This is a genomic window from Ensifer meliloti (assembly GCF_030064585.1).
Taxonomy (GTDB): Bacteria; Pseudomonadota; Alphaproteobacteria; order Rhizobiales; family Rhizobiaceae; genus Sinorhizobium; species Sinorhizobium meliloti.
Genome location: NZ_CP120366.1, coordinates 1299683 through 1325685, shown reverse-complemented (window position 1 = coordinate 1325685; position 26003 = coordinate 1299683). Strand labels below are relative to the sequence as shown.

General features: G+C 59.0%; 18 protein-coding genes and 3 pseudogenes. 10 read left to right on the top strand and 11 right to left on the bottom strand.

Going from position 1 to position 26003, the window contains the following annotated elements; all coding sequences use genetic code 11:
• Nucleotides 1–54: 54 nt before the first annotated feature.
• The 5 genes and pseudogenes from PZL22_RS30920 to PZL22_RS30900 form a co-directional block, all read right to left on the bottom strand.
• Nucleotides 55–501 carry a hypothetical protein gene (locus PZL22_RS30920; RefSeq protein ID WP_088196101.1) on the bottom strand — a complete coding sequence of 149 codons (447 nt, stop codon included), beginning with the start codon at nt 499–501 and terminating at the stop codon, nt 55–57.
• Nucleotides 502–590: 89 nt separating this feature from the next.
• Complete coding sequence (locus PZL22_RS30915; protein ID WP_013845376.1) at nt 591–1781, bottom strand: hypothetical protein; 1191 nt, start codon at nt 1779–1781, stop codon at nt 591–593.
• A gap of 145 nt (nt 1782–1926) precedes the next feature.
• Complete coding sequence (locus PZL22_RS30910) at nt 1927–2349, bottom strand: antirestriction protein (RefSeq protein ID WP_013845375.1); 423 nt, start codon at nt 2347–2349, stop codon at nt 1927–1929.
• Between the two features lie 119 nt (nt 2350–2468).
• Nucleotides 2469–2879, bottom strand: a pseudogene (locus tag PZL22_RS30905) (ParB/RepB/Spo0J family partition protein); the annotation flags it as partial.
• A gap of 111 nt (nt 2880–2990) precedes the next feature.
• On the bottom strand, nt 2991–3641 hold the full coding sequence (locus tag PZL22_RS30900) for a plasmid pRiA4b ORF-3 family protein (RefSeq protein WP_284718819.1): 651 nt from the start codon (nt 3639–3641) through the stop codon (nt 2991–2993).
• 342 nt (nt 3642–3983) lie between these two features.
• Between PZL22_RS30900 and PZL22_RS30895 the strand changes: the two genes are divergently transcribed.
• Entirely contained in the window at nt 3984–4250 is a 267-nt protein-coding gene (locus tag PZL22_RS30895; protein WP_013845373.1) for a hypothetical protein, read from the top strand.
• A gap of 36 nt (nt 4251–4286) precedes the next feature.
• Here PZL22_RS30895 and PZL22_RS30890 read toward each other — a convergent pair whose 3' ends face one another.
• From PZL22_RS30890 to PZL22_RS30880, 3 genes are read right to left on the bottom strand one after another with little or no spacing between them, the layout of a single operon-like run.
• On the bottom strand, nt 4287–7550 hold the full coding sequence (locus PZL22_RS30890; RefSeq protein WP_127701488.1) for an error-prone DNA polymerase: 3264 nt from the start codon (nt 7548–7550) through the stop codon (nt 4287–4289).
• The gene (locus PZL22_RS30885) at nt 7550–8974 is read right to left on the bottom strand and encodes a Y-family DNA polymerase (RefSeq protein WP_027991000.1); all 1425 of its coding nucleotides are present in this window, start codon (nt 8972–8974) and stop codon (nt 7550–7552) included. The genes PZL22_RS30890 and PZL22_RS30885 overlap by 1 nt, the downstream gene beginning before the upstream one ends.
• Complete coding sequence (locus tag PZL22_RS30880) at nt 8928–9746, bottom strand: ImuA family protein (protein ID WP_127626967.1); 819 nt, start codon at nt 9744–9746, stop codon at nt 8928–8930. The genes PZL22_RS30885 and PZL22_RS30880 overlap by 47 nt, the downstream gene beginning before the upstream one ends.
• Nucleotides 9747–10189: 443 nt before the next feature.
• Here PZL22_RS30880 and dinB point away from each other — a divergent pair.
• Nucleotides 10190–11263 (top strand): annotated as a pseudogene (gene dinB / locus PZL22_RS30875) (DNA polymerase IV).
• Here dinB and PZL22_RS30870 read toward each other — a convergent pair.
• Nucleotides 11260–11753, bottom strand: a pseudogene (locus PZL22_RS30870) (SOS response-associated peptidase family protein). The pseudogenes dinB and PZL22_RS30870 overlap by 4 nt on opposite strands.
• Before the next feature lie 55 nt (nt 11754–11808).
• On the opposite strand from PZL22_RS30870, the gene PZL22_RS30865 reads away from it, so the two are divergent.
• From PZL22_RS30865 to nodN, 5 genes are all read left to right on the top strand, one after another.
• The gene (locus tag PZL22_RS30865) at nt 11809–12399 is read left to right on the top strand and encodes an SOS response-associated peptidase (RefSeq protein ID WP_014989989.1); all 591 of its coding nucleotides are present in this window, start codon (nt 11809–11811) and stop codon (nt 12397–12399) included.
• 677 nt (nt 12400–13076) lie between these two features.
• Nucleotides 13077–14903, top strand: a complete 1827-nt coding sequence (gene glmS, locus PZL22_RS30860; protein ID WP_284718750.1) for a glutamine--fructose-6-phosphate transaminase (isomerizing) — start codon at nt 13077–13079, stop codon at nt 14901–14903.
• Nucleotides 14904–14987: 84 nt separating this feature from the next.
• The gene (nolF, locus tag PZL22_RS30855; protein WP_127584552.1) at nt 14988–16091 is read left to right on the top strand and encodes a nodulation protein NolF; all 1104 of its coding nucleotides are present in this window, start codon (nt 14988–14990) and stop codon (nt 16089–16091) included.
• 3 nt (nt 16092–16094) lie between these two features.
• Nucleotides 16095–19292 (top strand): nodulation protein NolG, encoded by a 3198-nt coding sequence (nolG, locus tag PZL22_RS30850; protein ID WP_127627105.1) that lies wholly within the window; start codon nt 16095–16097, stop codon nt 19290–19292.
• Nucleotides 19293–19298: 6 nt separating this feature from the next.
• Complete coding sequence (gene nodN, locus PZL22_RS30845; RefSeq protein ID WP_013845736.1) at nt 19299–19784, top strand: nodulation protein NodN; 486 nt, start codon at nt 19299–19301, stop codon at nt 19782–19784.
• 87 nt (nt 19785–19871) lie between these two features.
• On the opposite strand, the gene nifN is transcribed toward nodN, so the two are convergent.
• Nucleotides 19872–21197 (bottom strand): nitrogenase iron-molybdenum cofactor biosynthesis protein NifN, encoded by a 1326-nt coding sequence (nifN, locus tag PZL22_RS30840; protein WP_010967458.1) that lies wholly within the window; start codon nt 21195–21197, stop codon nt 19872–19874.
• 1030 nt (nt 21198–22227) lie between these two features.
• Nucleotides 22228–23154, bottom strand: a complete 927-nt coding sequence (gene nodD1 / locus PZL22_RS30835; RefSeq protein ID WP_013845739.1) for a transcriptional regulator NodD1 — start codon at nt 23152–23154, stop codon at nt 22228–22230.
• Nucleotides 23155–23419: 265 nt separating this feature from the next.
• On the opposite strand from nodD1, the gene nodA reads away from it, so the two are divergent.
• Genes nodA through nodC form a run of 3 tightly spaced genes read left to right on the top strand, consistent with a single transcriptional unit; the run spans nt 23420 to nt 25955 of the window.
• Nucleotides 23420–24010, top strand: coding sequence for a nodulation N-acyltransferase NodA (gene nodA / locus PZL22_RS30830; protein ID WP_010967455.1), 591 nt, complete (start codon nt 23420–23422; stop codon nt 24008–24010).
• Entirely contained in the window at nt 24007–24660 is a 654-nt protein-coding gene (gene nodB / locus PZL22_RS30825) for a chitooligosaccharide deacetylase NodB (protein WP_003532851.1), read from the top strand. The genes nodA and nodB overlap by 4 nt, the downstream gene beginning before the upstream one ends.
• A gap of 14 nt (nt 24661–24674) precedes the next feature.
• Entirely contained in the window at nt 24675–25955 is a 1281-nt protein-coding gene (gene nodC / locus PZL22_RS30820; protein ID WP_013845740.1) for a chitooligosaccharide synthase NodC, read from the top strand.
• The last annotated feature ends 48 nt before the right edge of the window (nt 25956–26003 follow it).

Here is a 26003-nt window from a genome sequence, read left to right as displayed (position 1 = left end):
TTGACCGGGCGAGACGATAAGAACACCTGTGGCATTGACAACTATCCGTCTTATTCAATCGGACCTTCGTGAAGCCTTCAAAAAACCGTTCGCCGTGGAGACCAAAATCGGCGTCGCCTCACCACCGCTCCTCGGAGGCTCAATGATCGCGCCACGGTGCCCCTGCACCACGAACGGCCACGGGAATTCGCTCAAGTCGATGTCGACTGACGTTGCCGTATCGGCGTCGCCGGACAGGGCGGGCAGAAGGGCAATGATGCGGCTGGCAATGAAGATGTTGAGCGCACTGTCGACGTGTGGCGCCGATGGGCGAAAGGCTTCGTTCAGTTCGTGTCGCCTCACGCGGATCGGATGCATCGCTCCGAAATCGGTGAACGGGACAAGGCTCGCTTCGATTTCGCTGCATTCGAGCGCATTGGTCAGAACCAGCGTTTCGGGCGGCGTGATGTGGGCAAGAGGGATGGGCGGGTGGCAGATGATGCTGGCTTCGATATTGGTCATGGCATTGATTTTCTGAGTGCGAAACGCCCGGCACAATGGCCGGGCGATGAAGAGGATTGATAAGGATGTGCATGCTTAAGAGGCAGCAATCAGGCTGCGCTTTCCAGCAGCTTCCTCGCTTTGCCCTCCAGTTCGAGCCGCGTGTCCTGATGGGCTTTTCCGCGGGCAAGCGCGGTGATGCCCTGGACAAAATCGAAGATGCTCTCGGGTGGCCGCCCTTCTTCGGAAAGCACCGTCTCGATGATCTTGCCGGTTTCGGCCTTGGAGAAGCCGCGCTTGCGCAGGAACTCCGAGCGATCCTCGTCATTCCGCGCAACGACCCGCTCACGCGCGGCGCGGATGCCGGCAATGAAGGGCGCGGGCGAGGAATTGGCGAAGTTCGTCAACGCCGGGGCGGCTTCATGGGCAAAACGTTGCGCCGCGAACTTCGAGTGCCGGATGGTAATTTCCTCGAAATTTTCGGTGCCCCAAAGATTACGATTGGCACAAACCGCCCGCAGATAGAACGAAGCGATGCCGAGCGTCTTGGACCCGACTTCGGAGTTCCAGGCATAGAACCCGCGGAAGTAGAGGTCGGGCTCGCCGTTCGGTAGGCGACCGGCCTCGATCGGGTGCGTGTCGTCGACGAGGAATAGGAACACATCACGGTCACTGGCGTAGAGCGTGGTCGTATCTTTCGTGACATCGACGAAGGGATTGTGGGTCATGGTTGACCAGTCGAGCATGCCCGGCACCTTCCAGATCGTGTCGCCGGTTCCGTTGCCGGCGATGCTCATCACGGCGGCAACCAGATCTTTATCCCAGATGCGCCCGTATTCAGGGCCAGTCACCGCCCGCAGCTCGACGCGACCGTCATCCATCTCCAGTGTTTTGACCAGTTCGGCTTTGTGGCTCAGAAGCCCGTGCTGAAGATTGATCGCCGCCAATGGCGCAGGCAATTGTCGCATATAGCTCGCGGGCGCACCGGCCAGGCTGCAAAGCTGACCGTAACTCCAATGCGTCGGCGCAATCGGCTCACGCCCGCCGGGAACGATCAACGCAAGACGCTCGGCATTGTCACGGGTGGCTTCCACGCGGATCTCCGCGCTTTCAACCGTTCGAACACGGGCGCGATCGGTTCTGGCGCTGACCGCGCAAAGAAGATCGGAGAGCGACAGGAAGCGCTCATCGTCGGGGCGCGAGAACCATTCGGATGAGACGCGGCCGATGCGCTCGCCGCGGGAAATATCGACCCTGAAGCCGGACGAGACCGGCCGCGGGCTGGAAATCATGGTGTTCATGCTCAAATCTCCTCAAACGAAGAATCCCGGCTGATCGCTGTCGCGACACCGGGCTGGTGGGGTGGAAGACGGCTCGCCGAAGCGTCTGTCGGGCGCGGCAAGCGGGCGGGACGCTCAGGCGCGCCGAGGGCGGCGCGTGTTGGTTTCAATCGATCGCCTGGAATATCTCGACAGCCTCTGGATGGTCGGCCGAATAGGCGTAGAGACGGCCGTAGCCTTCAGAGAGATGTTCGGACTGATACTGGAAGGAGAGATGGGAGAAGGCGAACAGTGTGGCGATGATGCCGGCGGCCTCGGCGGACACCTCCCCCTGAAATCCGGTGATCTCGCCGGTGATCCGAAACCGCGATTTGGATTGCGGAGCCAGGAAGAGCGGCTTGCCTTCGTGTTCGTAGAAAGCCCAGAAGCCACCGCCATAGTCGAGCGGGCTCAGCCGCTCCATCAAGCTATAGACTGCATTCTCGGCGACGATCAGGAGTGAACGACCGAACAGGGTGGGCAGGAATTCCGGGCGACTCGCTTCGGGGACAATGGTGGCGCTTTGGGGTGCAATCACGGATGTCGACATCGATGTACTCTCCAGAGAGGCGACAGGGTTCAGGCCGGACAACCCTCTCTCCATTGCCCGGCTTCAACCCTCCCTGGCCCCTCTCTTCCTCCTCCGGCCGACTGCAGCCGCCCCTTCCCGGGGTCCTGCAGCCATTCGCCATTATCCTGCTCGAACAGGTCGCACATGACGACACGGCTGGCAGCCTCATAGGGCGTCGATGCCGACATAGACGACGCGTCGATCGGACGCCCAGACCGCGGTCTCGTCAGCATCCGGCGGCTGTAATAGGCGTCCTGATTATGGGACCGCGAGATCGTGTCCCAAACCTGCTCCTGCCGGAGGTGGTCATTGGTGGTCGAAAATGCCAAGCCTGGCCGAGCTCTCGTCATTGGCATAGAATTCGAGCAGGCGCGGCGAGACGGAGGTCAGCCGCAGGCGCTGCCTCACCGTCGCTACCGAGATGTTGAAGCGGGCGGCGATCTCTTCCTCGTCGAACCGTGATCGCGCGGCTGCATCAAACCGCGAAACTCGTCCAGCGGATGCATTTCTTGGGTTGTCTTCAAGTGTCCTGTTAGCTGGATGACGTCGATTCTTAGATCTTTTTGCCTGCGCCTTGTTTTTTCAGGGTATTTTTGGCGTTGAAGCGCAGCCGCACGGTGTCAATCACGATGGCTTTCTCGACGGAAGCGATAGTCGCCCTTAGATGCGCGTAGTGCTTTGCCAATCGCTTTGTTGATTTCATCGACATTGCAAGCTTCTGGGTGGAACTTGCGACCTACCCACCGGCGCATGGCCTTATGTTCCTCATGATCAGGATCAAGCCACGCGTCGAGGAAGTCAGCATAGCCTGAAGTGCCACCGACATCTTCTGGAGGTCCGGATCGTTTGCCGGCAAGACAGCGGGGATATTTCACACCTTCCTGGCGGGCGACGCGCTCCAGGCGCAGCAGATGACGCCAATTATCGCCGAAGTCGTATTCGTAGAGGATCGTGAGAGGGTTTTCCTCGGGATCGCAGGGAAATTGAAGGTCGATCATCCTGACCTCAGTCGCCTCGAAGGTGCGGCTGTCGGACAGACCGTCCTCATCGAACTCCGGGGCTCCGTAGATAAGGCCCCCAATATTGAACTGATGCAGATGGCTGTCGGTCCAGCCAAAGGCCGCTTGCAGCACCTCGTGGAGTTGGGCAAGGTTGAGAGTGATCGGCAATTCGACAGTGCGGCTGATCTTGGGCTCGATGCCGAGGATATGGACCTCGGCGCGCACAATGAAGCGGTCTGGATCGAATGGGTCAAGCATGCCGCAGATCATGCCGCGCACGAGTTTCGCAGGCAATGGATGAGCGACAAATATCCTTTGGCGGGGCGACACGAACGCACAATCTTAGACGACGTCAGGTTTTTAGCCAGCGCGGGAGGGGCACCGGCTTCGCGGATCGATCACGTACGGCGATCAGGCGGGCGCTATGACGCTTCTGCCGCTCAACCTCCGTTTCGGCTTCTCGACGAAATGACCCGCAACCTCGTCAGCGACTACGGTATCGACCTATCCCGGCAGAAGGATGCGAAGTGTCATGGAGGAGGCATTCCCTGATGCGGGCTGGAAGGATGGGAAAAATAGAGCCGGACATGCGGAACGGTCCCAAGGATCGGAATGTTGTCGCGGCAGCAGTCGCTGCCGAGCCACTGTCATCGTGACCTCGACATGCGCGATTTCAGCAACCTTTCCGACGGCATCGTTGCCATAAGCTCTGATGAATTGCTTTCGAAGATCCTCGCGAAAGATCCAACGGAGGTACTCGAGGCGATCACGGCTCAAGCAGGCGCTACCGGCGCCGACCACATGGGAGTTGATCGAAAGCTTGCGCTCACTTCACCTGGTTTCGCCGAGCAGGCGCTCGAAGCCTTAAATGACGGCTGACCTTAGTCGGTGACGACCAGGAGCCGCGCTCCGGCGCTACTGGAAATTCCGGCTCTTGATCTTCAGCGTATCGATATGAAGATCCGGCACGAGTATGTCCCTCGCGCGAACGCCCCGAGGAGCCTTTCCGCGGGAATCCGCGCTGCCCGGCGAACCATGGGCGAATTCGTCGCCACGGCCAGTCGGCGGCCGAAATGCGCCATCGCGCTCGGCAAGGCTCGACAGGTCGGCCGAGAGATCAAAGAGCTGCTGGGCGACGAGATGAACCACCTCGCCTTCGCGCTGGATCCTGCCGTTGATGGCCATCATGCTGGCGCCGAGCACCACGCGGCGCGACCGCTCGAAGAGCTTTGGCCAGACGACGATGTTGGCGATACCGGTTTCGTCCTCAATCGTGATGAACATCACTCCCTTCGCCGATCCCGGCCGCTGACGCACCAGCACCAGGCCGGCGGCCATCAGCCATTGCCCGTCGTGCGCCCTCATCGCCTGGGCACAGGTGACGATCCGGCGCTTGGCGAGGTCGTCCCGCATGAAACGCAAGGGATGCTCCCGGAGCGTCAGGCCGGTATGACTGTAGTCCTCTACGACGTTGTGACCGTCGGTCATCTGTCTTAGCTCGACTTCCGGCTCCTGCTGTTCGGCAATTGCCCGAGCCTCGCGATCGGCGGCGGCGGTGAAGAGCGGAAGCGGCTCGTCGCGCAATGCCTTGATTGCCCAGAGGGCATCCCGTCGCTCGAGACTGAGAGACGGCAGGAAGGCGTCGGCCTCAGCCAGCTCGACCAGCGAGGCGACCGGCACGCCCGATCGCCGCCACATGTCGTCAACCGATGTGAAGGGTTCGTCGGCGCGGGCGGCTACGATCCGCGCGGCGTCGGCGGTCGCCAGACCGCGCACCAAGCGCATGCCGAGCCGGACCGCATGCCCGCCGGAGCCGTCGATTGGCTCAAGCATGCAGTCCCAGCGTGACCGGTTGATGCAGATCGGCCGGACTTCGACACCATGCTCGCGGGCATCCCGGACGATCTGGGCGGGGGCATAGAACCCCATGGGCTGCGAGTTCAACAGCGCCGCGCAGAAGACATCCGGAAAATGGCATTTGATGTAGTTGGAGGCGTAGGCAATCAGTGCGAAAGAGGCAGCATGGCTCTCGGGGAAGCCATAGGAGCCAAAGCCTTCGAGCTGTGAGAATGTCTTTTCCGCAAACTCCTTTGTATAGCCGTTTCGGGTCATGCCGTTCACTAGCTTGTCCTTGAATCGCGAAACACCACCTGTGAACTTGAAGGTCGCCATGGATTTCCGGAGCTGGTCGGCTTCGCCGCCGGTAAACCCCGCACAGACCATGGCCACCTTCATCGCCGACTCCTGAAACAGTGGCACGCCGAGTGTCTTGTGGAGAACCGCCTCCAATTCGGGCGTCGGGTACTCGACCTTCTCCTTGCCTTCGCGCCGGCGGAGATAGGGATGGACCATGTCGCCCTGGATGGGCCCGGGACGGACGATCGCCACTTGGATGACGAGGTCGTAGAAGGTTCTCGGCTTCATGCGTGGCAGCATGGACATCTGCGCCCGGCTTTCGATTTGGAATGTGCCTAGGGTGTCGGCCTTTCGAATCATCGCATAAGTCGCCGGATCCTCCTGCGGGATGGTGGCAAGATCGATATCCTCATGCTTGTGCTCGCTGATCAGCGCGAATGCCTTGGCCATGCAGGTCAGCATGCCGAGCGCCAAGACGTCGACCTTCATGAATTTCAGCGCCTCGATGTCGTCCTTGTCCCATTCGATTACCTGCCGGTCGGCCATGGTCGCCGGCTCGATTGGCACCAGATCATCGAGCCTGTCATGGGTGAGCACGAAGCCGCCGGGATGCTGACCGAGGTGGCGCGGCGCACCCATCAGCTGCTGTGCAAGTTTTAGAGTCAAAGTGAGACGCCGATCGTCCGGATTGAGGCCGAGTTCACGCACCTGCCGTTCGCCGACGGTCTCCGACCAGGACCAGATGCCGGAGGAGAGCGTCTTGATCAGGTCCTCCGGCAGACCAAGGGCCTTGCCGACATCGCGAATGGCGCCTTTGGCCCGATAGCGGGTGACGGTCGAGCAGAGAGCCGCCTTGTCGTGGCCATAGGTCTTGTAGATCCACTGGATCACCTCCTCGCGCCGCTCGTGCTCGAAGTCGACATCGATGTCGGGCGGCTCGTCGCGCTCTTGGGAGACGAAGCGCTCGAACAGGAGATCGTTGGTCTCGGGATCGATCGAGGTGATGCCGAGCACGTAGCAAACGGTGGAATTGGCGGCCGATCCCCTGCCCTGACATAAAATGCCCTGCGACCGGGCATAGCGGACGATCGAGAAGACGGTCAGGAAGTAAGGCGCATATTTCATCGTCTCGATCAGCGCCAGCTCATGGCGGATGGTCTTCTCGACATGAGCCGGCAATCCCTCGGGGTAGCGCGCCCTGACCCCCTCCCAGGTGTAGTGCTGCAGCGACTGTTGTGCCGTCATGCCTAGGATCAGCGCTTCCTCGGGATATTGATAGACGAGCTCTTCCAAGGAGAACCTGCAGCGCTCGACGATCTCCATGGTTCGCGCCAGCGCTTCCGGGTAAGCCGGAAAGAGACGGGCCATTTCTTCCGGCCGCTTCAAGTAACGATCGGCGTGCCGCTCGCGCTCAAAGCCGACATCGTCGATGGTCATGCCGGTGCGGATGCAGGTGACGACATCCTGCAGCTGCCGGCGGCCGTGCTCATGAAACAGCACATCATTGGTGACGATCGTCTTTACCCGGTGTTTGACCGCCAGGTTCGTTAGCTCGTGCAGTCGCAGCTGATCGTTGGGCCGACGACGAAGACAAAGAGAGACATAGGCGCGGTCGCCGAAGACCTCCGCTATCTTCCTGAGCTGCACGGCGCAGACCTCGTCGGCCAAGTCCGGCACCAGGATGCCGATCAGGCCCTCGGCGTAGAGCGCCACATCGTCGAAATGGATGATGCAGTTTGCCTTCCCGCCCCGGCCCTTGCCCAAGGTCAGCAGCCGCGTCAGCCGCGAATAGGCAGCGCGATCGGTCGGATAAACGAGGATCGACATGCCGTCCTGCAGATCGAGCCGGCAGCCGACGACCAACCGCAGGCCTGTGGCGCGCGACGCCTCCAGCGCCCGGACGATGCCCGCCAGGCTGTTGCGGTCGACGACGCCGAGCGCTTCGATACCCATCAGCTTTGCGGTGGCAAACAGTTCCTCAGCCGAGCTTGCGCCCCTCAGGAACGAGAAATGCGTGGTGACCTGGAGCTCGGCGTAGCGCATCACGCAAACATCCCGTGCATGAACCACTTATGCGATCCTGTTTCCGCATCGACGCCGTCGCCGGATCGGAAAATCCAGAAGCGCTCGCCCCTATCATCCTCGACGACGAAATAGTCGCGGACCGCAACGCATTCTGAGCTGCGTTTCCACCACTCCCCAAATATCCGCTCCGGTCCGTCGGCGCGCTTCACTCTGCGCCGCTTGCTGCGCCACGTGAACGAGACGGGCGGATGATCGGGCAAAAGCGCGATCACTTCGATCAGTTCGGGACGCGCCAGAAGCCGCGGCGGTCTTGGCCAGTTGAGCGGCCAGGTGGCGCCGTCCTCGTCGGCGATCGGAGCGATCCGCCGGACGCTACGTTCCGGGACATCGCTTGCGACCGGGGCCACACGGAATATCCGCTGTCCACCGCGATTGCCAAGCACGTCGATGAGCGGCGTCACATCGGTTACCTGTTCTTCAATGAGTGACGAGGCTGACTGTGCCTCGATCAGCGGCTCGGCGAGGATGGCCGCAAGACCGAGCTTCTCGATGCCGAAGCCTGGTTCGATCCTCTCGATGCGGTCGCGGAAGAGTTTCGTCAGCCAGGCGATGTCACGGACCGGCTTCGCCGTCCCCGCCCTCAGTGCCTGAATGGTGTTATCGACGCGATGGACGATGAGGTCGGCGCGTCTGACCCCAAGCCCGCGCTTCTCGAGCTCAAGACAGAGCTGCCGCACCAGGCGGCTCACATATTTCTCGATCGTTTCCGGCGCGCCGATGGGCTCAGCGAAAGATTTTTGGACCTCGACAAGTTCCGCCGGCCGGATCGGATCTATCGGCTCAGCGATATGGCCGAACATCTGATCGAGACGGCGGCCGACCTCCAGGCCGAAGCGCAGCGTCAGCGGTGCCCGCGGTGTGGCAGCCAAGTCGCCGACGGTGGTAAAGCCGAGGGTTCGAAGGCTTTGAACAGTTTCGGCCGGCAGCCGCAGCGACGACAGTGGCAGCCGGTTCGCGGCCCTGGCGGCATCGCCGCGCCCGACGATGACCGTCTCGCGATCTGTGGTCCGGGCAAGCGCATGCGCGGCACCCCAGGTATCGGCGATTGCCGCGCGGGCAGCGAGACCCCGGCCGCGGAAGCGATTGACGAGGCCGGAAAGCATCAAGTCCTCGCCGCCCTGAAGATGATCGGCGCCTTCGGTATCCATGACGATACCGTCGGGAGGGTCCATCGCGACAACCGGAGAATATTGTGACAAGGCCCAGAGCGCCAGCCGTTCGAGGGCAGCGAGATCGGCTGCCGTATCGGCATCGATCATCACCAGACCCTGGACCAGTGCCTGCGCCTTGGCGGCCGGCATGCCGACCCGAAGGCCGAGCTTGGTCGCCGCCGTATCAGCTGCCGAAATCCATCGCTTCGAACCGCTCCTGGCGATGACCACCAGCGGCTTTTCGACCGATAGCGAAGGATCGGCCCGCCTGATCCGGTCCGTTGGCAGTTTCGGAAGAAAGACAGATACGACCCTGGCCATCACATGCTCCGATGATGAACTCGCCTCCCTCCCCAGCTCTCACGCGCATAAGCTCCGCCAGCCATCGCGCCCGGCCAACACCCGGCACGGGAAGCGGCTCGGACGGCAGCACCGAGATCCGCCAGCGCGTTGCCGCAGCCGTTGGCATGCCAAAGTCCGAGGCTTCCGTCTGGCGCCGCCAGCGGCGGATCACCAGCCCCAATGTCCCCGACTTTTCCGCCGCGAGCTGCAAGCGGCGGGATGCCGTCATCGGCAGTCGCACCAGTTCGGCAACCACGGCGCCGAGGCCGCCGTAACGCAAAGCTTCTTCAAAGCTTGCGAGCACCGTCTCTTCCTTATCGCACTCGACGAAAATGACGCGGTCGGGATGAAGCCCGACCTGGGCGAGCGCCGGAAAGAACAGATCGAAGCGTGTCAGGCACCAGACCACCTTGCCGGTGGTACGGGCGGCGATGCCGCCGATGAAGAGTGCCGCGGCGGCTCCATCGATCGCGCCGTTTCCGCCACCGGCCACTTCGTGCAGCGCGCCAAAGGCGAGCCCACCTCCCGGCAGTTGCGCGTCGAGCTCGGGGACCCCGAACGGTAAGATGCTCCGATTGCGTGAGCCTGCCCCTTCCAAGCTGGCGATTTTCCCGCGCAACTCGCGGAGGACGGGGTTCGAAGTGGCGACGGCTGCGGACATGATCTCCTTTACGGCAACCCGTTTTCGGCTTGAGATGGCGCAATATGTTCTGTATTTGTTCTCAAAGCGGACATGAGTCAATGCGCATGTGGCGCGCGGAAGTTGAGCGACAGTGCCCATCGGAGAATTCCGCCAACGGATTCAAATCGATGGCGGGAATGGGAATTTTTCGCATGCGCCCACGGCAGCCTATGAACGATCTGGCCCCGAAACTGAAGAATCGCCGGAAGCCGATCGTCGAATTCATCTGTGCCCATGTCATCGGCACTGCGCGCTTGAGCGCAAGCTGTTGGTGAAAGCGTTTGGCGCTGGCATGACCTTCGCTGTGATCCGCCGGCGCATGGCGATGGGCTGCGAGCCCATACAAGCACCGTAGGGTGACAAAATGCGGCGCGCACTTCCCATGTCTGGGCGATACAGATTGTCCTGATGGAGGCGAGGCCATGACAAACGACGAAGGCAGCGAGCGGCCGCGCAAAATCGTGCATGTGGACATGGATGCCTTCTACGCATCGGTCGAACAGCGCGACAATCCCGACCTGCGGGGCCTGCCGGTCGCCGTCGGCTATCCTGCCGCCCGCGGCGTGGTGGCGGCCGCCAGCTACGAGGCGCGAAAGTTCGGCGTTCATTCGGCGATGGCTTCGGTCATTGCGAAGCGCAAATGCCCCGATCTGATCTTCGTCAAACCACGTTTCGAAGGCTACAAGGCCATCTCGTTGCAGATCCGCGCGATATTCGCCGAGTACACGCCGATGATCGAGCCGCTATCGCTCGACGAGGCCTATCTCGATGTTTCCGAAATCCTGAAGGGCACGGAGATAGCCACCGTCATCGCCCAGGAAATCCGGGCAAAGATCAAAGCGACGACAGAGCTCAGCGCCTCCGCCGGCATCTCCTACAACAAGTTCCTGGCGAAGATGGCTTCCGGTCAGAACAAGCCGGACGGCCAGTTCGTCATCACGCCGAAGAACGGCCCGGCTTGTCGAGCAGCTTCCGATCAAGAAGTTTCACGGCGTCGGGCCCGCCACAGCCGAAAAGATGCATCGGCTTGGGATAGAAACACGCGCAGACCTCAAGGAGCAGACGCTCGAGTTTCTGGTGGAGCATTTCGGGGAGTCGGGGCCATGTTTCTACGGTATTGCCCGTGGTATCAAGGCGGACCGGGTGCGAAAATCCGTCGGCGCGGAAGACACGTCCCTCCGAGGATATCCATTCCTTTGAGGCGGCTCGCGAAGGTCTTCAGCCGCTGATCGAGAAAGTCTGGAGTTATTGCGAGGCCAAAGAGATCAGCGCCAAGACCGTGCCGCTCAAGGTGAAATATGCCGACTTTCCAGATCACCCGGAGCAAGACGGTTGCGGCACCTTTGCAAACGATCGGTGATCTCGAGGAGGTGGTCGGCTTGCTTCTCGCACCAATCTTTCCGCCGCGAAGGGGAATCCGCCTGCTCGGCGTTTCGCTGTCATCGTTGGAACGGCAGACGCTACAAACGGAACCGCAGCTGCGGCTGGCGCTTTAGACTGCCAGCATCGGCTGAACAGGAGAGGTTGAATGGCGCGTAACCCGGACCCTGCCGGCAGCCGGCGAAGAATTTCGCCTTCGGGTACCAGTCCGTCGAACCAGGCCATGCGTTGCTCCCGTCTCAGAACCACCATCTGCCGGTCGTGAAACGGCGCAAGATCGTCATTCGCCTCGATCGTCAGGATGGCATAGGACTCTGGCCAGTCGTTGATCGCCGGCCGCCAAATCCCCGCGAAATAGAACCAGTCACCATTCGCGAGCGAGAAACTGAAGGTTCGGTGGCGAAACTCGGAAGCGGGCACCAGGCAGCGGTGGGTCGGAAACGTCCTTCCTTCCGATCGAACGACGTTCACGGCGCGCGCATCGCCGTCGCGCGGGCGCAGCCCCCACGGCAATTCCACCATCTCCACATCGCCGTCATGGCGCCTTATGATCACCCGGCGCTCGTCGAGCGGAGCGTCGGACTGGAAAACGGTCGCACTCGTCATAGTTAGAACATAGCAGGAACAACACCCACACAATCAGACCTGAGACGGAGGATGCATGTGCAATGATTATCGGCTGATGGTGGATGTCGCCTCGATCGTCGAGGACTTCGCCGACCTGAAGATCAAGGTCCGTTTCGGCGAAGGCGCGCCGAATCTTGAACCGCGCGAGGACATCAAGATCACCGATGTCGGCCCCATCGTCAGAACGCTTGACGGAGCCCCCGATGAGGTCGAGCTCGTGCAGCGGCGCTGGAGCTGGCCCGGGCCGAACAAGCGGCCGGTGTATAATTTCCGATCTGAGGGGCGCGAGTTCAATTCCAATCGCTGCCTGATCATCGCCGACGGCTTCTACGAGTTCACCGAACCGAAGGACCCCAAGAAGAAACGGAAGGACAAATGGCTCTTCACCAAGAAGGACGAGCCGATCTTCTGCATCGCCGGCATCTGGCGCGAAATGCCGGGGGTCGGCCAAGCCTTCACCATGCTGACGATGGAGCCGGGGCCGGACATTGCCCCATACCACGACCGGCAGATCGTCATTCTCGAGCGCAGCGCCTGGGCCGACTGGCTCGACCCAACGGTGTCCGCGAAATCGCTGATCAGGCCGCTCCCCATTCGGACACTATCGGTAGAGCAGGTCGGCTGAACCGGAAAGGCTCCGGACGGGAGACTAAAGCGGCTATCATGCGATCAAGCCGAGCGCGAAAAGGCAGCCGTAGCCTCCAGGAACTCTCGCGCATATTAGCACATGGTAATCCACTCATCGACCTCAGCTTTTAGGCGAGTAGGTGCCGATGCTCCTGTACGTAGCAGTATGCCTTTTTGTTATGTTTGGATCGGCCAATGCGCTGCCCGGCAACGACCTCGGACGTGTGCCAAACCGCCATGGAACTAGATCAAGTAGCGGCTAGCGGCTTCGTAAGTTGACGCGACTTTCCCCGGTACGGCGCATCGTCTGTCCCCTTGAATGGAATCAACCATGGGTCTCCTCGCCGGCCGACTGGGTTCTGGTACGTCGCATAAGTATCGATGGGCAGCGTAGCGGGGCGTTGATCGTTACGAACCGTGCCGGCTCTGTTCGGACACCCATAGCGGTTACCGCCGCCCATTGTTCGTGAAGGTCGGCCTCCGGCGCCAGTTTTTTAGCAGGGGTTCGAGCTACCGGCTGCGAGCCCATCTTTTCTTATCCATAGGGTGGATGATTGCTATCCTCATAATCGATTTTACCAATCTTGCTGAATGTTATTTAGGACACCCTGAATGAAGGCGGGCGGGCGGTCGTCCGTAGTCCTACTGTTGCGCCTAGATTATTTCGGAGAGAACATGTGCGGGATTGTTGGCATCGTGGGGAATCAGCCGGTATCGGAGCGGCTGGTCGAAGCATTGAAGCGCCTGGAGTATCGCGGCTATGATTCGGCCGGCGTCGCGACGATCGACGCGGGAACGCTGCAGCGCCGGCGGGCCGAGGGCAAGCTGGTCAACCTCGAGAGCAGGTTGAGAGAGGAGCCTCTGGCCGGCCCCATCGGCATCGCCCACACGCGCTGGGCAACCCATGGAGCACCCACGGAACGCAACGCCCACCCGCATTTCACTGAAGGCGTCGCCGTGGTTCACAACGGCATCATCGAGAATTTCGCCGAGCTCAAGGACGAGCTGGCGGCAGGAGGAGCGGAATTCCAGACGGAGACGGACACCGAGGTCGTCGCGCATCTTCTGGCGAAATACCGGCGCGATGGACTGGGGCGGCGCGAGGCGATGCATGCCATGCTGAAGCGCGTCAAGGGCGCCTACGCACTGGCCGTTCTCTTCGAGGACGATCCGTCGACCATCATGGCGGCACGCAACGGGCCGCCGCTGGCGATCGGCCACGGCAACGGCGAGATGTTCCTGGGTTCGGACGCGATCGCGCTTGCTCCCTTCACCAATGAAATCACCTATCTCATCGATGGTGACTGGGCCGTCATCGGCAAGACCGGCGTCCATATCTTCGATTTCGACGGCAATGTCGTCGAACGTCCGCGCCAGATTTCGACGGCTGCTGCCTTTCTGGTGGACAAGGGCAACCATCGCCATTTCATGGAGAAGGAGATCTATGAGCAGCCGGAGGTCATCGCCCATGCTCTCGGGCATTATGTGAATTTCATAGAAAACCGTGTCGTTCCGATTTCCGACGCCATCGATTTCGGCAAGGTCCCGAGCCTGGCGATCTCTGCCTGCGGCACAGCTTATCTCGCCGGCCTGATCGGCAAATATTGGTTCGAGCGCTATGCCCGCCTGCCGGTCGAAATCGACGTCGCGTCCGAATTCCGCTACCGCGAGATACCGCTGTCGCCGCAGTCGGCGGCTCTTTTCATCTCCCAGTCGGGCGAGACCGCCGACACACTGGCCTCGCTGAGATATTGCAAGGAGCACGGCCTCAAGATCGGCGCGGTGGTCAATGCCCGCGAGTCGACCATCGCACGGGAATCCGATGCGGTCTTTCCGATTCTTGCGGGCCCTGAGATCGGCGTCGCCTCGACCAAGGCTTTTACCTGCCAGCTTGCCGTCTTGGCCGCCCTTGCGGTCGGCGCGGGCAAGGCCCGCGGAACGATCAGCGGCGAAGAGGAGCAAGCGCTCGTAAAGAGCCTTGCCGAAATGCCGCGCATCATGGGTCAGGTGCTGAACAGCATCCAGCCGAAGATCGAGAGTCTGTCGCGCGAACTGTCCAAATGCCACGACGTCCTTTATCTCGGCCGCGGCACCAGTTTCCCGCTGGCAATGGAAGGGGCGCTGAAGCTCAAGGAGATTTCGTATATCCACGCCGAAGGTTACGCCGCGGGCGAACTGAAGCACGGACCGATCGCCCTGATCGACGAAAACATGCCCGTCATCGTCATCGCGCCGCATGACCGCTTCTTCGACAAGACGGTATCGAACATGCAGGAGGTGGCCGCACGCGGCGGCCGTATCATCCTGATAACCGACGAGAAAGGTGCAGCCGCGTCGAAGCTCGATACGATGCACACGATCGTGCTGCCGGAGGTCGACGAGATCATCGCGCCGATGATCTTCTCATTGCCGCTTCAGCTTCTCGCCTACCATACGGCCGTCTTCATGGGGACCGACGTGGACCAGCCGCGCAACCTTGCGAAATCGGTAACGGTCGAATGATGGCCCCACTTTCATAGTTGGCAACGCTCCTCCGTCGTAAAGCACCACACCTCGTATTTAAGCAAACGTCGAATAGAGCTCAAGATGACGATATCTGCTCAGTGCAATCTCCAGAAACTGGCGTTCGCCACAACCCTGGCCGTGACCATCGTTCTTTCGCAAGGTCGGGCAATTGGGCAGGTTAAACACGGTAGCCCGATCGAGCTTGCCAAAGCCGACGTAAGCACCGCCGTCCGGCAAGACATGGCAAACGAAGTTCGTATAGTCGGCTCTCTAACGCCCATTCGACGTTCTACACTGACCTCGCGCGTGTCCTCGACGATTATTGAACTACCTGTTCAGATCGGGGACGTGGTCAATGCCGGCGATCTCCTCGTCCGTTTCGAAAGGGGAGCTCTCGAATCGGCGGTGACGGGGCGAAAAGCAGAGGCGGATGCCCTTAGCGCGCAGACCGAACTCGCCGAGGCAGTGCTTCAGCGAAACACGCGACTGGGTGAACGAGGCGCGGCATCGGAGGCCACGAGGCTTGCTGCGCTGGCGGATGTGCTTGATCTTCGCGCGCAGCTTAGATCGAAACAGGCCGAGGTTTCGGACGCCGAACGATCGCTCTCCCATGCAGAAGTGCGAGCCGAGTTCGGTGGCGTTATTGCTGCGCGTTCGGTTGAAGAGGGCCAGACAGTTCCGCTGAATACCCAACTGATGACTATTGTCGAGCTCAATCGGCTGGAAGTTGACGCCGGTGTTCCCACAAGCCGCATCCCGCTCATTCGCCTCAAGCAGTCCGTAGAGCTGATGGTAGAGGGTTTTCCGGGTCGGACGTTTTCCGGAGAGGTCGCTCGTATCTCGCCCACCGCCGACGCCGGATCCCGTGCTGTGCGAGTGTTCATCGCCGTCGACAACGAGGAAGGCCTGTTGAGAGGCGGAATGTTCACCATCGGCGATCTAAGAGTAGACGACCAGAAGGATGTCATCGCACTACCGGCGACTTCAATCCGACACGACGCAGATGGTTTTTTCGTTCTCAAGGTGGAAGCGGGCGTTTTGCAAAGACGACCTGTCGGGCTCGGCAGGAGTTGGAGCGACCGTGATCTTGTTCAGGTGTCGGGAGTGAGTGAGGGCGATGTTATCGTAACCGCCCCATTGCCCGATCTCGTCGCCAATACGCCAGTGATCATCGAGGGCATCTGAGGGATGTTCCTCACACGTGTCAGCATCAACCATCCGGTCTTCGCTACCATGATGATGGTGATGATCCTTGTCCTTGGTCTGTTTTCATATGGTCGACTCGGTGTCGATCACTACCCCGAGACCGACCTGCCAGTCGTAGTGGTCGCGACCACCTACACCGGAGCATCGCCCGAATCGGTCGAAAGCGAGATCTCACGGCCGATTGAGGCGGCGCTCAACACTATCGGCGGAATCGACACCATCACTTCGGAATCCTACGAAGGGCGTTCGATCGTCGTGGTGCAGTTCGAAGTCGATGTCGATTCACAGGACGCGGCACAGGAGGTGCGCGACAGGGTTGCGCGTCTTGAAACTAAGTTTCCCGACGGAGTGGCGACCCCTCAGGTCACGCGATACAAGCCGGAAGGCCAGGCAATCCTCTCTGTTGCAGTGTCCTCGACGAGCCGGACGCTGCCCGAAATCACCACGCTTGCCACTCGCGTGATCAACAATCGCCTGAGCGTTATATCGGGCGTCGGCCAAGTTTCACTGATTGGCAGCAGCGAGCGGCAAGTTCTCGTTGTTGTGGACCCTGATCGTCTCGGGGCCTACGGCCTCGCTGTCTCCACCGTCATCGAAGCAATCCGAGGCGAAAACCAGGATCGGGCGGCGGGAACGCTTATATCCGGCATCAATCAGCGAATCGTAACGGTCGAGGGACGCATTGCGAATACTTCAGGCTTCAACCGCATCATCGTCGCTCAAAGAAACGGCTATCCCGTCTACCTTTCGGAAGTGGCAACCATTCTCGACACAGGCGCCGAAGTTACCAGCCTTGCAAACTACCAAGGCCAGACAACTCTCGGTTTGCACATCGTTAAGGTCCAAGGCGCCAACACGGTCGAGGTTGCGTCCGCAGTTCGCAGGGAAGTTTCCGCGCTGAACGCAGAACTGACAAAGGACAACGTCCAACTCACCATCACACGTGACAACTCCCGCCCCATTGCCTCCCAGGTTTCCCAAGTACAGCGAACGCTGGTCGAAGGAGGTGTTCTGTCAGTGCTGATCGTGTTCATATTTTTGAACTCCTGGCGATCCACGGTTATCACCGGCCTTACCCTCCCCATTTCAGTTATTGGCACATTCGCGGCAATTTACGCTCTCGGCTTCACGCTGAACATCATGACGCTTATGGCACTCTCCTTGTCCATCGGCATTCTGATTGACGATGCGATAGTCGTACGTGAAAACATCACTCGCCATCTACAAATGGGCAAGGATCCTGTAAGGGCGGCCCTGGATGGAACCAACGAGATTGGCCTTGCAGTGCTGTCGACAACACTGTGCATCGTCGCTGTGTTTCTGCCGGTTGCCTTCATGGGCGGGCTGATCGGTCGCTTTTTCCTTCAGTTTGGCGTTACCGTAGCCGTGGCCGTGGTCATTTCGCTCTTTGTGTCCTTTACTCTTGATCCGATGCTGTCGAGCATTTGGTGCGATCCCCAATCTCAAAAAACTGCCAAGCGAGGTTTCTTCGGGCAACTGATTGAGCGGTTCGATCAATGGTTCGAGGGACTTGCAAGCCGCTATCGCTCGGTTATCTACTTCACATTCGACTACCGGAAAACGACAATTGCTATTGTCCTAGGCATGTTTGTCGTCAGCCTGCTGCTTGTTCCGCGCATCGGAACTGAGTTTTTGCCGCCACCCGACCAGGGAGAAGTGAGCATATCGCTGGAAGCCAACGAAGGCGCTTCCCTCGATTACATGGCCGCGAAAGTCGGTCAGATCGAACGAGCACTGCGAGAATTCAATTATGTCTCCTCGACGTATTCCACTATCAATTCCGGGGAAATGCGTGGCTTCAACAAGGCCCTGGTGGCCGTGCAACTTGTGCACAGCAGTCAAAGGAGGCTGAAGACGGCGGAAACCCTCGGTCCTATCCGCCGGCGGCTTTCCAGGATCGCCGGCCTCGAAATCTCAGTCGGACAGCGTTCGGAAGTGGTCGGATCGATAAAGCCGTTACAATTGTCGATCCTCGGGGATGGTGACGAGGAGTTGCGACGGATCTCCGATCACATCACCTCGGTGCTTGCGGCCATTCCGGGCGCTACGGAGATCGAATCTTCAATCGAAAAGCTTCGACCAACGCTGGCTGTTCGGGTACGCCGCGAGGCGGCGAGCGATCTCGGCGTGTCGATCGCAACGATAGGCGATACACTCAGGTCACTAGTCGCGGGTGATGCAATATCTGTATGGAACAGCCCTGACGGAGAAACCCACGATGTCGTGGTGCGCCTCCCCGCCGCCGGCCGAGAGAACGCCGCACAGCTCCGTAATCTTCCAATCGCCACCGCTCGTATGGACGACAATGGCAAGCCGATAATGGTCTTACTGGATCAGGTAGCCGATGTCGTCGAGAGCACCGCGCCTGCTCAGATCACCCGCAAGGATCTGTCCCGGGACATTCGCATATCCAGCAACATTGAAGGAAGGACGTTGGGCGACGTTGTGGCCGATCTGAAGGCCGCGATGACAAAGATGGATATCCCAGTGGGGTTTCGAATTTCATTCGGCGGCGATGCGGAGAACCTGACCGAGAGCACCGCCTATGCACTCCAGTCGCTGGCGATGGCCGTCATCTTCATCTACATTATCTTGGCTTCTCAGTTCGGCTCCTTCATCCAGCCAATCGCCATCATCATGACAATGCCGCTATCCTTGATGGGTGTCCTGCTTGGCCTTCTGTTTACGGGCTCCACACTCAATATGTTCTCGATGATCGGCATCATGATGCTGATGGGTTTGGTGACAAAGAACGCGATCCTTCTGGTCGACTACTCCAATCTAGGCGTTCGCGAAGGCAAAAGCCTGCGTCAGAGCCTTGCAGATGCCGGAGCGGTAAGACTCCGGCCGATCGTGATGACGACCCTCGCCATGATTTTCGGTATGCTCCCAACAGCCCTGGGCTTGGGCGAAGGCGGCGCGCAGCGCGCGCCAATGGCCCATGCAATCATCGGCGGGTTGATATCCTCCACCCTCCTCAGTTTGGTCTTTGTGCCTGTCGTGCTGACTTATCTTGATGCCTTCGCCGGGCGCGTAAGGCGCTGGGTGCCTTCTCCTACTGGATCGAATGCTTCGGCTCAGCACGACGGGTCCGATAAGACTAAAACTCCTGCTTGCGCTCTCACAAGCCAGGATCAGTTAGGGACAACAATTATGTGAGGTCGCGTGCATGAGATTTCCCTTTCGGACGTGTCGAGCTTGGTTGGGCAGGAACTCGGCACATCCAAATGGATCACCATCGATCAGGCGATGATCAACCTCTTCGCCGATGCGACCCATGACCATCAATTCATCCACGTAGATCCGAACCGCGCAGCGGCAGAGAGTCCGTTTGGCGGCACGATCGCTCATGGATTCTTGACGCTGGCGCTTCTGTCGGTGATGAACTTCAGCGGTATGCCGAAGTTTCGCGAGCAAACCATGGGCATCAATTACGGTTTCGACCGCGTCCGCTTCATCTCACCGGTCAGGACCGGCAGCCGTGTGCATGGTCGCTTCGTGCTTTCGGATTGCCGCTTACGCCGCGCCAGCATACTAATGACAGCCTACAACGTGACGGTTGAGATCGAGAACGAGAATAAACCTGCACTCACTGCCAATTGGATCGCTATCGCCCAGTTCAATCCCAAGGACCGGCCAAAAGCCGGTTGAGTATCGCTGGCAGCTTGATGCAGGTGCATGCATCCCGATGTTCTGGATGCACCCGCCATCGGAGCGCGAATACTCCTAGGAAACAGATCACGTCCCCCGGTGCGTCGGCGCAAGGGAATGGGATTGGAAGATGTTGGAAACTTCGAAGATCAAGTCGCGCGTTCCGTGATACAGAATTGTGAGCTTGTGCTGACTGCCCAGTTGGTCGAAGACAGGAAACCCGACGCGCATTAGCGGAGTGCCGAGACGTGCTGAAGCGTGCTGGCCGTGCGAATGCGTGACGAGAAGATCAGCATGGGTGGCAAGACTTTCCAAGTCGCCGAGATCACCGACCTGAATTATTTCCACCGGGACTTTGTGGAGGATTTTCGACGCACCTTTCGTGGTAACGGCTGCCACAATCTCGGCACCCAGGCAAATGAAGAACGTAGCGAGTTGATAGAGCTGGTCCGGCTCGGCTGCGATCGCAATCTTCTTGCCAGCCGAGTGGAAATGTCCGTCCAGGAGGGCATCCTGCAGCTGTGCGCGGCGCCGGCGGACTTTCGCTGGCGCGGGCCGACCGGAAATAGAGGAAAGTAGCGAGACAAACCGGTCGACTGCATTTAATCCTGTCAGCGACTGAAACAGCACGTAAGGAACTCCGGTCAGCGTCTTCATCTCCTCTGCTGGACCGCGCATATGCTCACCAATCGCTATGCACTGCGCTGCTGTGCCAAGCTCGCGTATCTCCTCGACGCTGATGCCGCCGTATGTCGTCGGCACCCAGCGGTCATCGGGCACTATACCATCAAGCGAGCCAGAGAGGTCCGGCAGGATGATCGGCTTGAGCCCGAAGCTTTCTACTATATCGCGCAACTGCTCGATGTCAGCTATAGTGAGATTCCACCCCGGGAGGATTGCTATAGTTCTCGACTGCCGCTCCTGCTCGCCGATTCGTGTAATCGCTTTGATCATTGCTGTGACAGCCTTGGCCCAACCCTCCTCCATAGCGCCGTCAAAATCCGGTGTATTGGCCAGCACGACGTCGGTACCTGTGAGTTCTTCCGCGCGCTCCAGCTTGATACTGGCGAGATCACCCGCCAGATCTTCGCCACGAGTTTCCACCAGCGCCGTGGTGCATATACCGATCAGCTTTGGCTTTGCGCGAATTTTGAGATTGAGGATCGCCTGCTCCAAATGACCCGCCCCGCCGAGGACTATTGCCACGTCGTCCATCGCGGTGGTTTGCAAGGGAATCGCTTCCTTGAAGTGCCTAACAAGAAGCACCAGTGCAAAGCTGGTGCAACCTTGACTGCCATGGAATAGCGGTATCGCACCACCGACACCAAGGAAGGCCAAGGCGCCACCCAGCGGCTGCGACGATTTCAGCGGGTTGATCGTTGCCCATTTAGTCTGAGAAAGGATGCGGACCATCAGCTTTCTTCGGTCTCACGACCTTCATGATCTGCCTGATGGCCTAACTCTGGGTTAGCCCCGATTTCTTGACCGTCATGCCAACGACGTTCGTGCCGATCTACATCTAGGCCGACCAGAACTTTGTGCCGTCGGTGATGAGAAGTGTTGGCTTGCCGTTTAGAAGCGGTCGCTACGCCTCCATTCTGATCCACACCGTTGCATTTCCTATCGAGAGCGTTACCTCGGTGAGAACCCTTGGGTCGGCACGCAGTGAGGCGGTGTGTACTTTGGGAGAAGAACTCCCCGAAGCGTCTTCTCCCGCAAAATGCGGTCTCACCCAAACGTGACATGGTTCTTTTAGTCCCTGGTTGATACGCTGACTACGACATGCATCGGCAGTTGTCGCCGTTTTATGACCGGGAATCTCAAAACTCGTGCCAATTTTGTTAACTTCAGCTAAAGACCACTTTGTTGTTTGTTTCAGCTACTTATCCTCAGACGAGCTAAAGAACTTAGCCAATCAAGCTCTGTCGCGGACCTCACAAACCCTACACCGGTTAGGGTTCCCCGACCCATTGCGGCCAACGATTCCGGGAATTAATGCCGCGAAGATCGCGTTTGCGGGTGGCTGATGCGAAGTTCCTCTCTTCAGTGTCGTTGCGTGGTTGCGTCTGTAGTTCAGTAGTTCACTGAGGCTCTATAAGCTCAAAGAGAGTACTTCATACGCTGACGAGTGTAACATGGATTGAGTTGCGTTGAGACGAATGCCGAGAAACAAAGTGCCTGAAGGAAGCGGCGGGGCGTCGCCACGACCCGAAAAGGCGGCTGGCTGAACAGGTTCATGATTCGAAGGGTGCGGCTGCTATTAGGAGCAGGACGTACGGCAATCAGTACGCGAGTGGGGAGCGCAAGAGTATACCCAAAGGCGCTATCAAGAGCGGCGGGTATGTCGCACCAATTTGGTTGATTGGACGGTTCGAACCGCAGGAGCTCCGGAGAAAAGCGAGGAGTTCTTGATCAACATGCAAGTTAATGCTCTTTGCAACGTTTAACAGGTGTCCGACTGAGGATCAATGCGCGACGCCTCTTGCAACAGTATCTCCCGCAACCAAATGTTTCCGGGATCAGTGTTGTGAAGGGCGGGCCACTGGACAGCTTCAGTGAAAAAGAGGGGTGGCAGCGGACATGTGACAATGCGCAGTGGTACTGTTTTTTCGAAATATTTAACCAAGCGCAATGGTATAGTTGCTATGCGGTTAGTACCCGACAACAGGCGTGGAATTAAGGTAAAACCTGGCACAACAAGCTCGATACGTCTATTGAAGCCGTGCTCAAGCAATAGCCATTGCTCGACGGAGGGCTTCATTTCTCGTCCGAACTGGGCTGCAACATGCCCCATCGACATATAGGTCTCGAACGAGATGTTCCCCAGTAGCTTCTTGTTGGTGGGGCAGCCGACGCACACGAGTGCCTCGTCGAACAATTTCGCTTTGGGATGCGCGCTCGACATGAACACGTCTGGAAAAATCAGAAAATCAACATCCCCCCGCCGGAGAAGCTCATGGGGATCATCATCGAGAGGGAGCAACTCGAAGCTGACACCGGGGGCCTCGCGAGCCACGCGTTCCACGATCCTCGCAAAGAATACAAGTATCATGAAATCGGAAAGGATGATTCTGAAACGGCGATCCGACTGGGCCGGGTTTAGTGGATCCCAGGCAATGACGGAAAGCTGAATTTGCAGCAGGGCGTCGCGGACCGCGGGGGCGAGCGCCTCCGCACGGGGTGTAGGGACAAGTTCGCGGCCCTGCATCGAAAACAGCTCGTCGCCAAAATACGTGCGCAGGCGCGCGATAGCCGCACTCATGGCCGGTTGACTGAGGTTGATCCGGCGTGCGGCGGCCGTGAGCTTGCGCTCGGTCATCAGTGCGTCGAGCGCGACGAGGAGGTTTAGATCTAGGCCCCTAAAACGCATGTGCGGCATCCATATCGCAGATGATCGTTATCCAAACAATCAATTTTACCAATCTTGCAGAGTCCTATTAGAGAACCCTGAACTTAATGAAATCAAGGTGCGGCGCGAGAAAAGTTTCACAAGTACAGGATGGGTCGGAATTTAGAGCCGTCATCTAAGCGCTCGACCAACGGTCCAGCGCTACGGTTGGCGTCCCCGGTGTAACTTGCCGGGTACACACCACTCTCGATCGTGCTTTGAAGAAACAACACACTGGAGTTCTTACATGTCCTTAAAAGTGCAGTGGAAGCTATGCTGGGAAAATCAGCTGGAACGTGCAGACCACCAGGAGCTCTCAGAATTTTTTCGAAAATCCTATGGGCCCACAGGAGCGTTCCACGCGAAACCATTTGAGGGTGGCCGCAGTTGGGCCGGCGCGAGACCGGAACGCCGCGCAATTGCTTACGACTCGGTCGGGATAGCAAGCCACATGGGCGTGTTGCGCCGTTTCATTAAGGTTGGTGAGACTGATCTCCTTGTGGCTGAACTGGGCTTATACGCGGTGCGGCCCGATCTGGAGCGAATGGGCATCGCTCACTCGGTCGGTGCTTTGACTCCAACTTTGCGGGAGCTTGGTGTCCCATTCGCCTTTGGGACAGTTCGGCACGCCATGCGGAACCACGTTGAGAGATATTGCCAAAACGGTATGGCTAGCATTTTGACGGGGGTTCGAGTGCGGTCGAGCATCGCAGAGGTGAACGCCGATCTCCCTTCCACGCGCACCGAGGACCCACTCGTCGTGATATTCCCGGTTGGACGTCCGTTGAACGAATGGCCGCCAGGTACATTGATTGAACGGAACGGATCGGAGCTATGAAGCACCTCGATTACATACACGAGGTGCCGAGCAACTGCGATTACGGGACCGAAGATCGTAGTATATACCTGACGTTTGACGACGGCCCGAATCCACATTGCACACCGGAAATCCTCGATGTGCTGGCTGAATACGGCGTGCCGGCGACTTTCTTCGTCATCGGCACCTATGCGAAAAGCCAGCCGGAACTCATTCGACGTATCGTCGCGGAAGGTCACGAAGTGGCTAACCACACGATGACCCACCCGGACCTGTCAACATGCGGACCTCACGAAGTCGAACGTGAGATTGTCGAGGCAAGTGAGGCCATTATCGCCGCTTGTCCTCAGGCCGCGGTCCGACACATACGAGCACCTTATGGTGTCTGGAGCGAGGAAGCTCTGACAAGATCGGCAAGCGCTGGGCTGACGGCCATACATTGGTCGGCAGATCCGCGAGATTGGTCTCGGCCAGGCGCCAACGCGATTGTTGATGCAGTGCTGGACTCGGTTCGGCCCGGTGCAATCGTGCTGTTGCACGATGGGTGCCCTCCCGACGAATCGGGAGCGCTTACGGGTCTGCGTGACCAAACGCTTATGGCGCTTTCCCGTATCGTCCCGGCGCTGCATGAGCGTGGTTTTGCAATTCGCCCACTTCCTCCGCATCACTGAACAGACGAGAACCCATGTACCTGCTTGACACAACCAGCACCGCCGCTATCTCAATCTACGCGCTGCTCTTGACCGCCTACAGGAGCATGCAAGTCCTATATGCTCGGCCGATAGACGGTCCAGCAGTGTCGGCAGAACCGGTCGAGACCCGCCCTCTGCCAGCCGTGGATGTTATCGTCCCCAGCTTCAATGAGGACCCAGGCATCCTCTCGGCGTGCCTCGCGTCCATTGCAGACCAGGATTATCCTGGAGAATTGCGAGTCTATGTCGTTGATGATGGTTCTCGGAACCGCGAGGCCATTGTGCGTGTACGCGCCTTCTATTCGCGCGATCCGAGGTTCAGCTTCATTCTGCTCCCAGAGAACGTCGGAAAGCGGAAAGCGCAGATTGCCGCGATAGGCCAATCCTCTGGGGATTTGGTGCTGAATGTCGACTCGGACAGCACGATCGCTTTCGATGTGGTCTCCAAGCTTGCCTCGAAGATGCGAGATCCAGAGGTCGGTGCGGTTATGGGTCAACTCACGGCTAGCAATTCGGGTGACACTTGGCTGACTAAATTGATCGACATGGAGTATTGGCTTGCCTGTAACGAAGAACGCGCGGCACAGTCTCGCTTCGGTGCTGTTATGTGTTGCTGCGGCCCTTGTGCTATGTACCGTCGGTCGGCGCTCGCTTCGCTGCTTGACCAGTACGAAACGCAACTGTTTCGCGGTAAGCCAAGCGACTTCGGTGAGGACCGCCATCTGACGATTCTCATGTTGAAGGCAGGCTTTCGAACTGAGTACGTTCCAGACGCCATAGTGGCAACCGTCGTCCCGGATACGCTGAAACCATATCTGCGCCAACAACTGCGTTGGGCACGCAGCACGTTCCGTGACACGTTTCTAGCGCTCCCTCTGTTGCGCGGCCTCAGCCCTTTTCTCGCATTTGACGCGGTCGGACAGAATATCGGGCAACTGTTGCTCGCCCTGTCGGTGGTGACGGGTCTTGCGCATCTCATAATGACCGCCACAGTGCCATGGTGGACAATTTTGATTATTGCGTGCATGACCATTATACGCTGCAGCGTCGTAGCATTGCATGCTCGCCAACTTAGATTTCTTGGCTTCGTTCTGCACACACCCATCAACCTCTTTCTCATACTTCCGCTGAAAGCTTATGCGTTGTGTACATTGTCCAATAGCGACTGGCTGTCACGCTACTCCGCGCCAGAAGTACCAGTCAGCGGGGGAAAGCAGACCCCAATTCAAACCTCCGGTCGAGTGACACCTGACTGCACTTGCAGCGGCGAGTGACAGTAGCATGACTGGAAACGGGCGAGTTTTGAGACAGGAAGCGGAAAA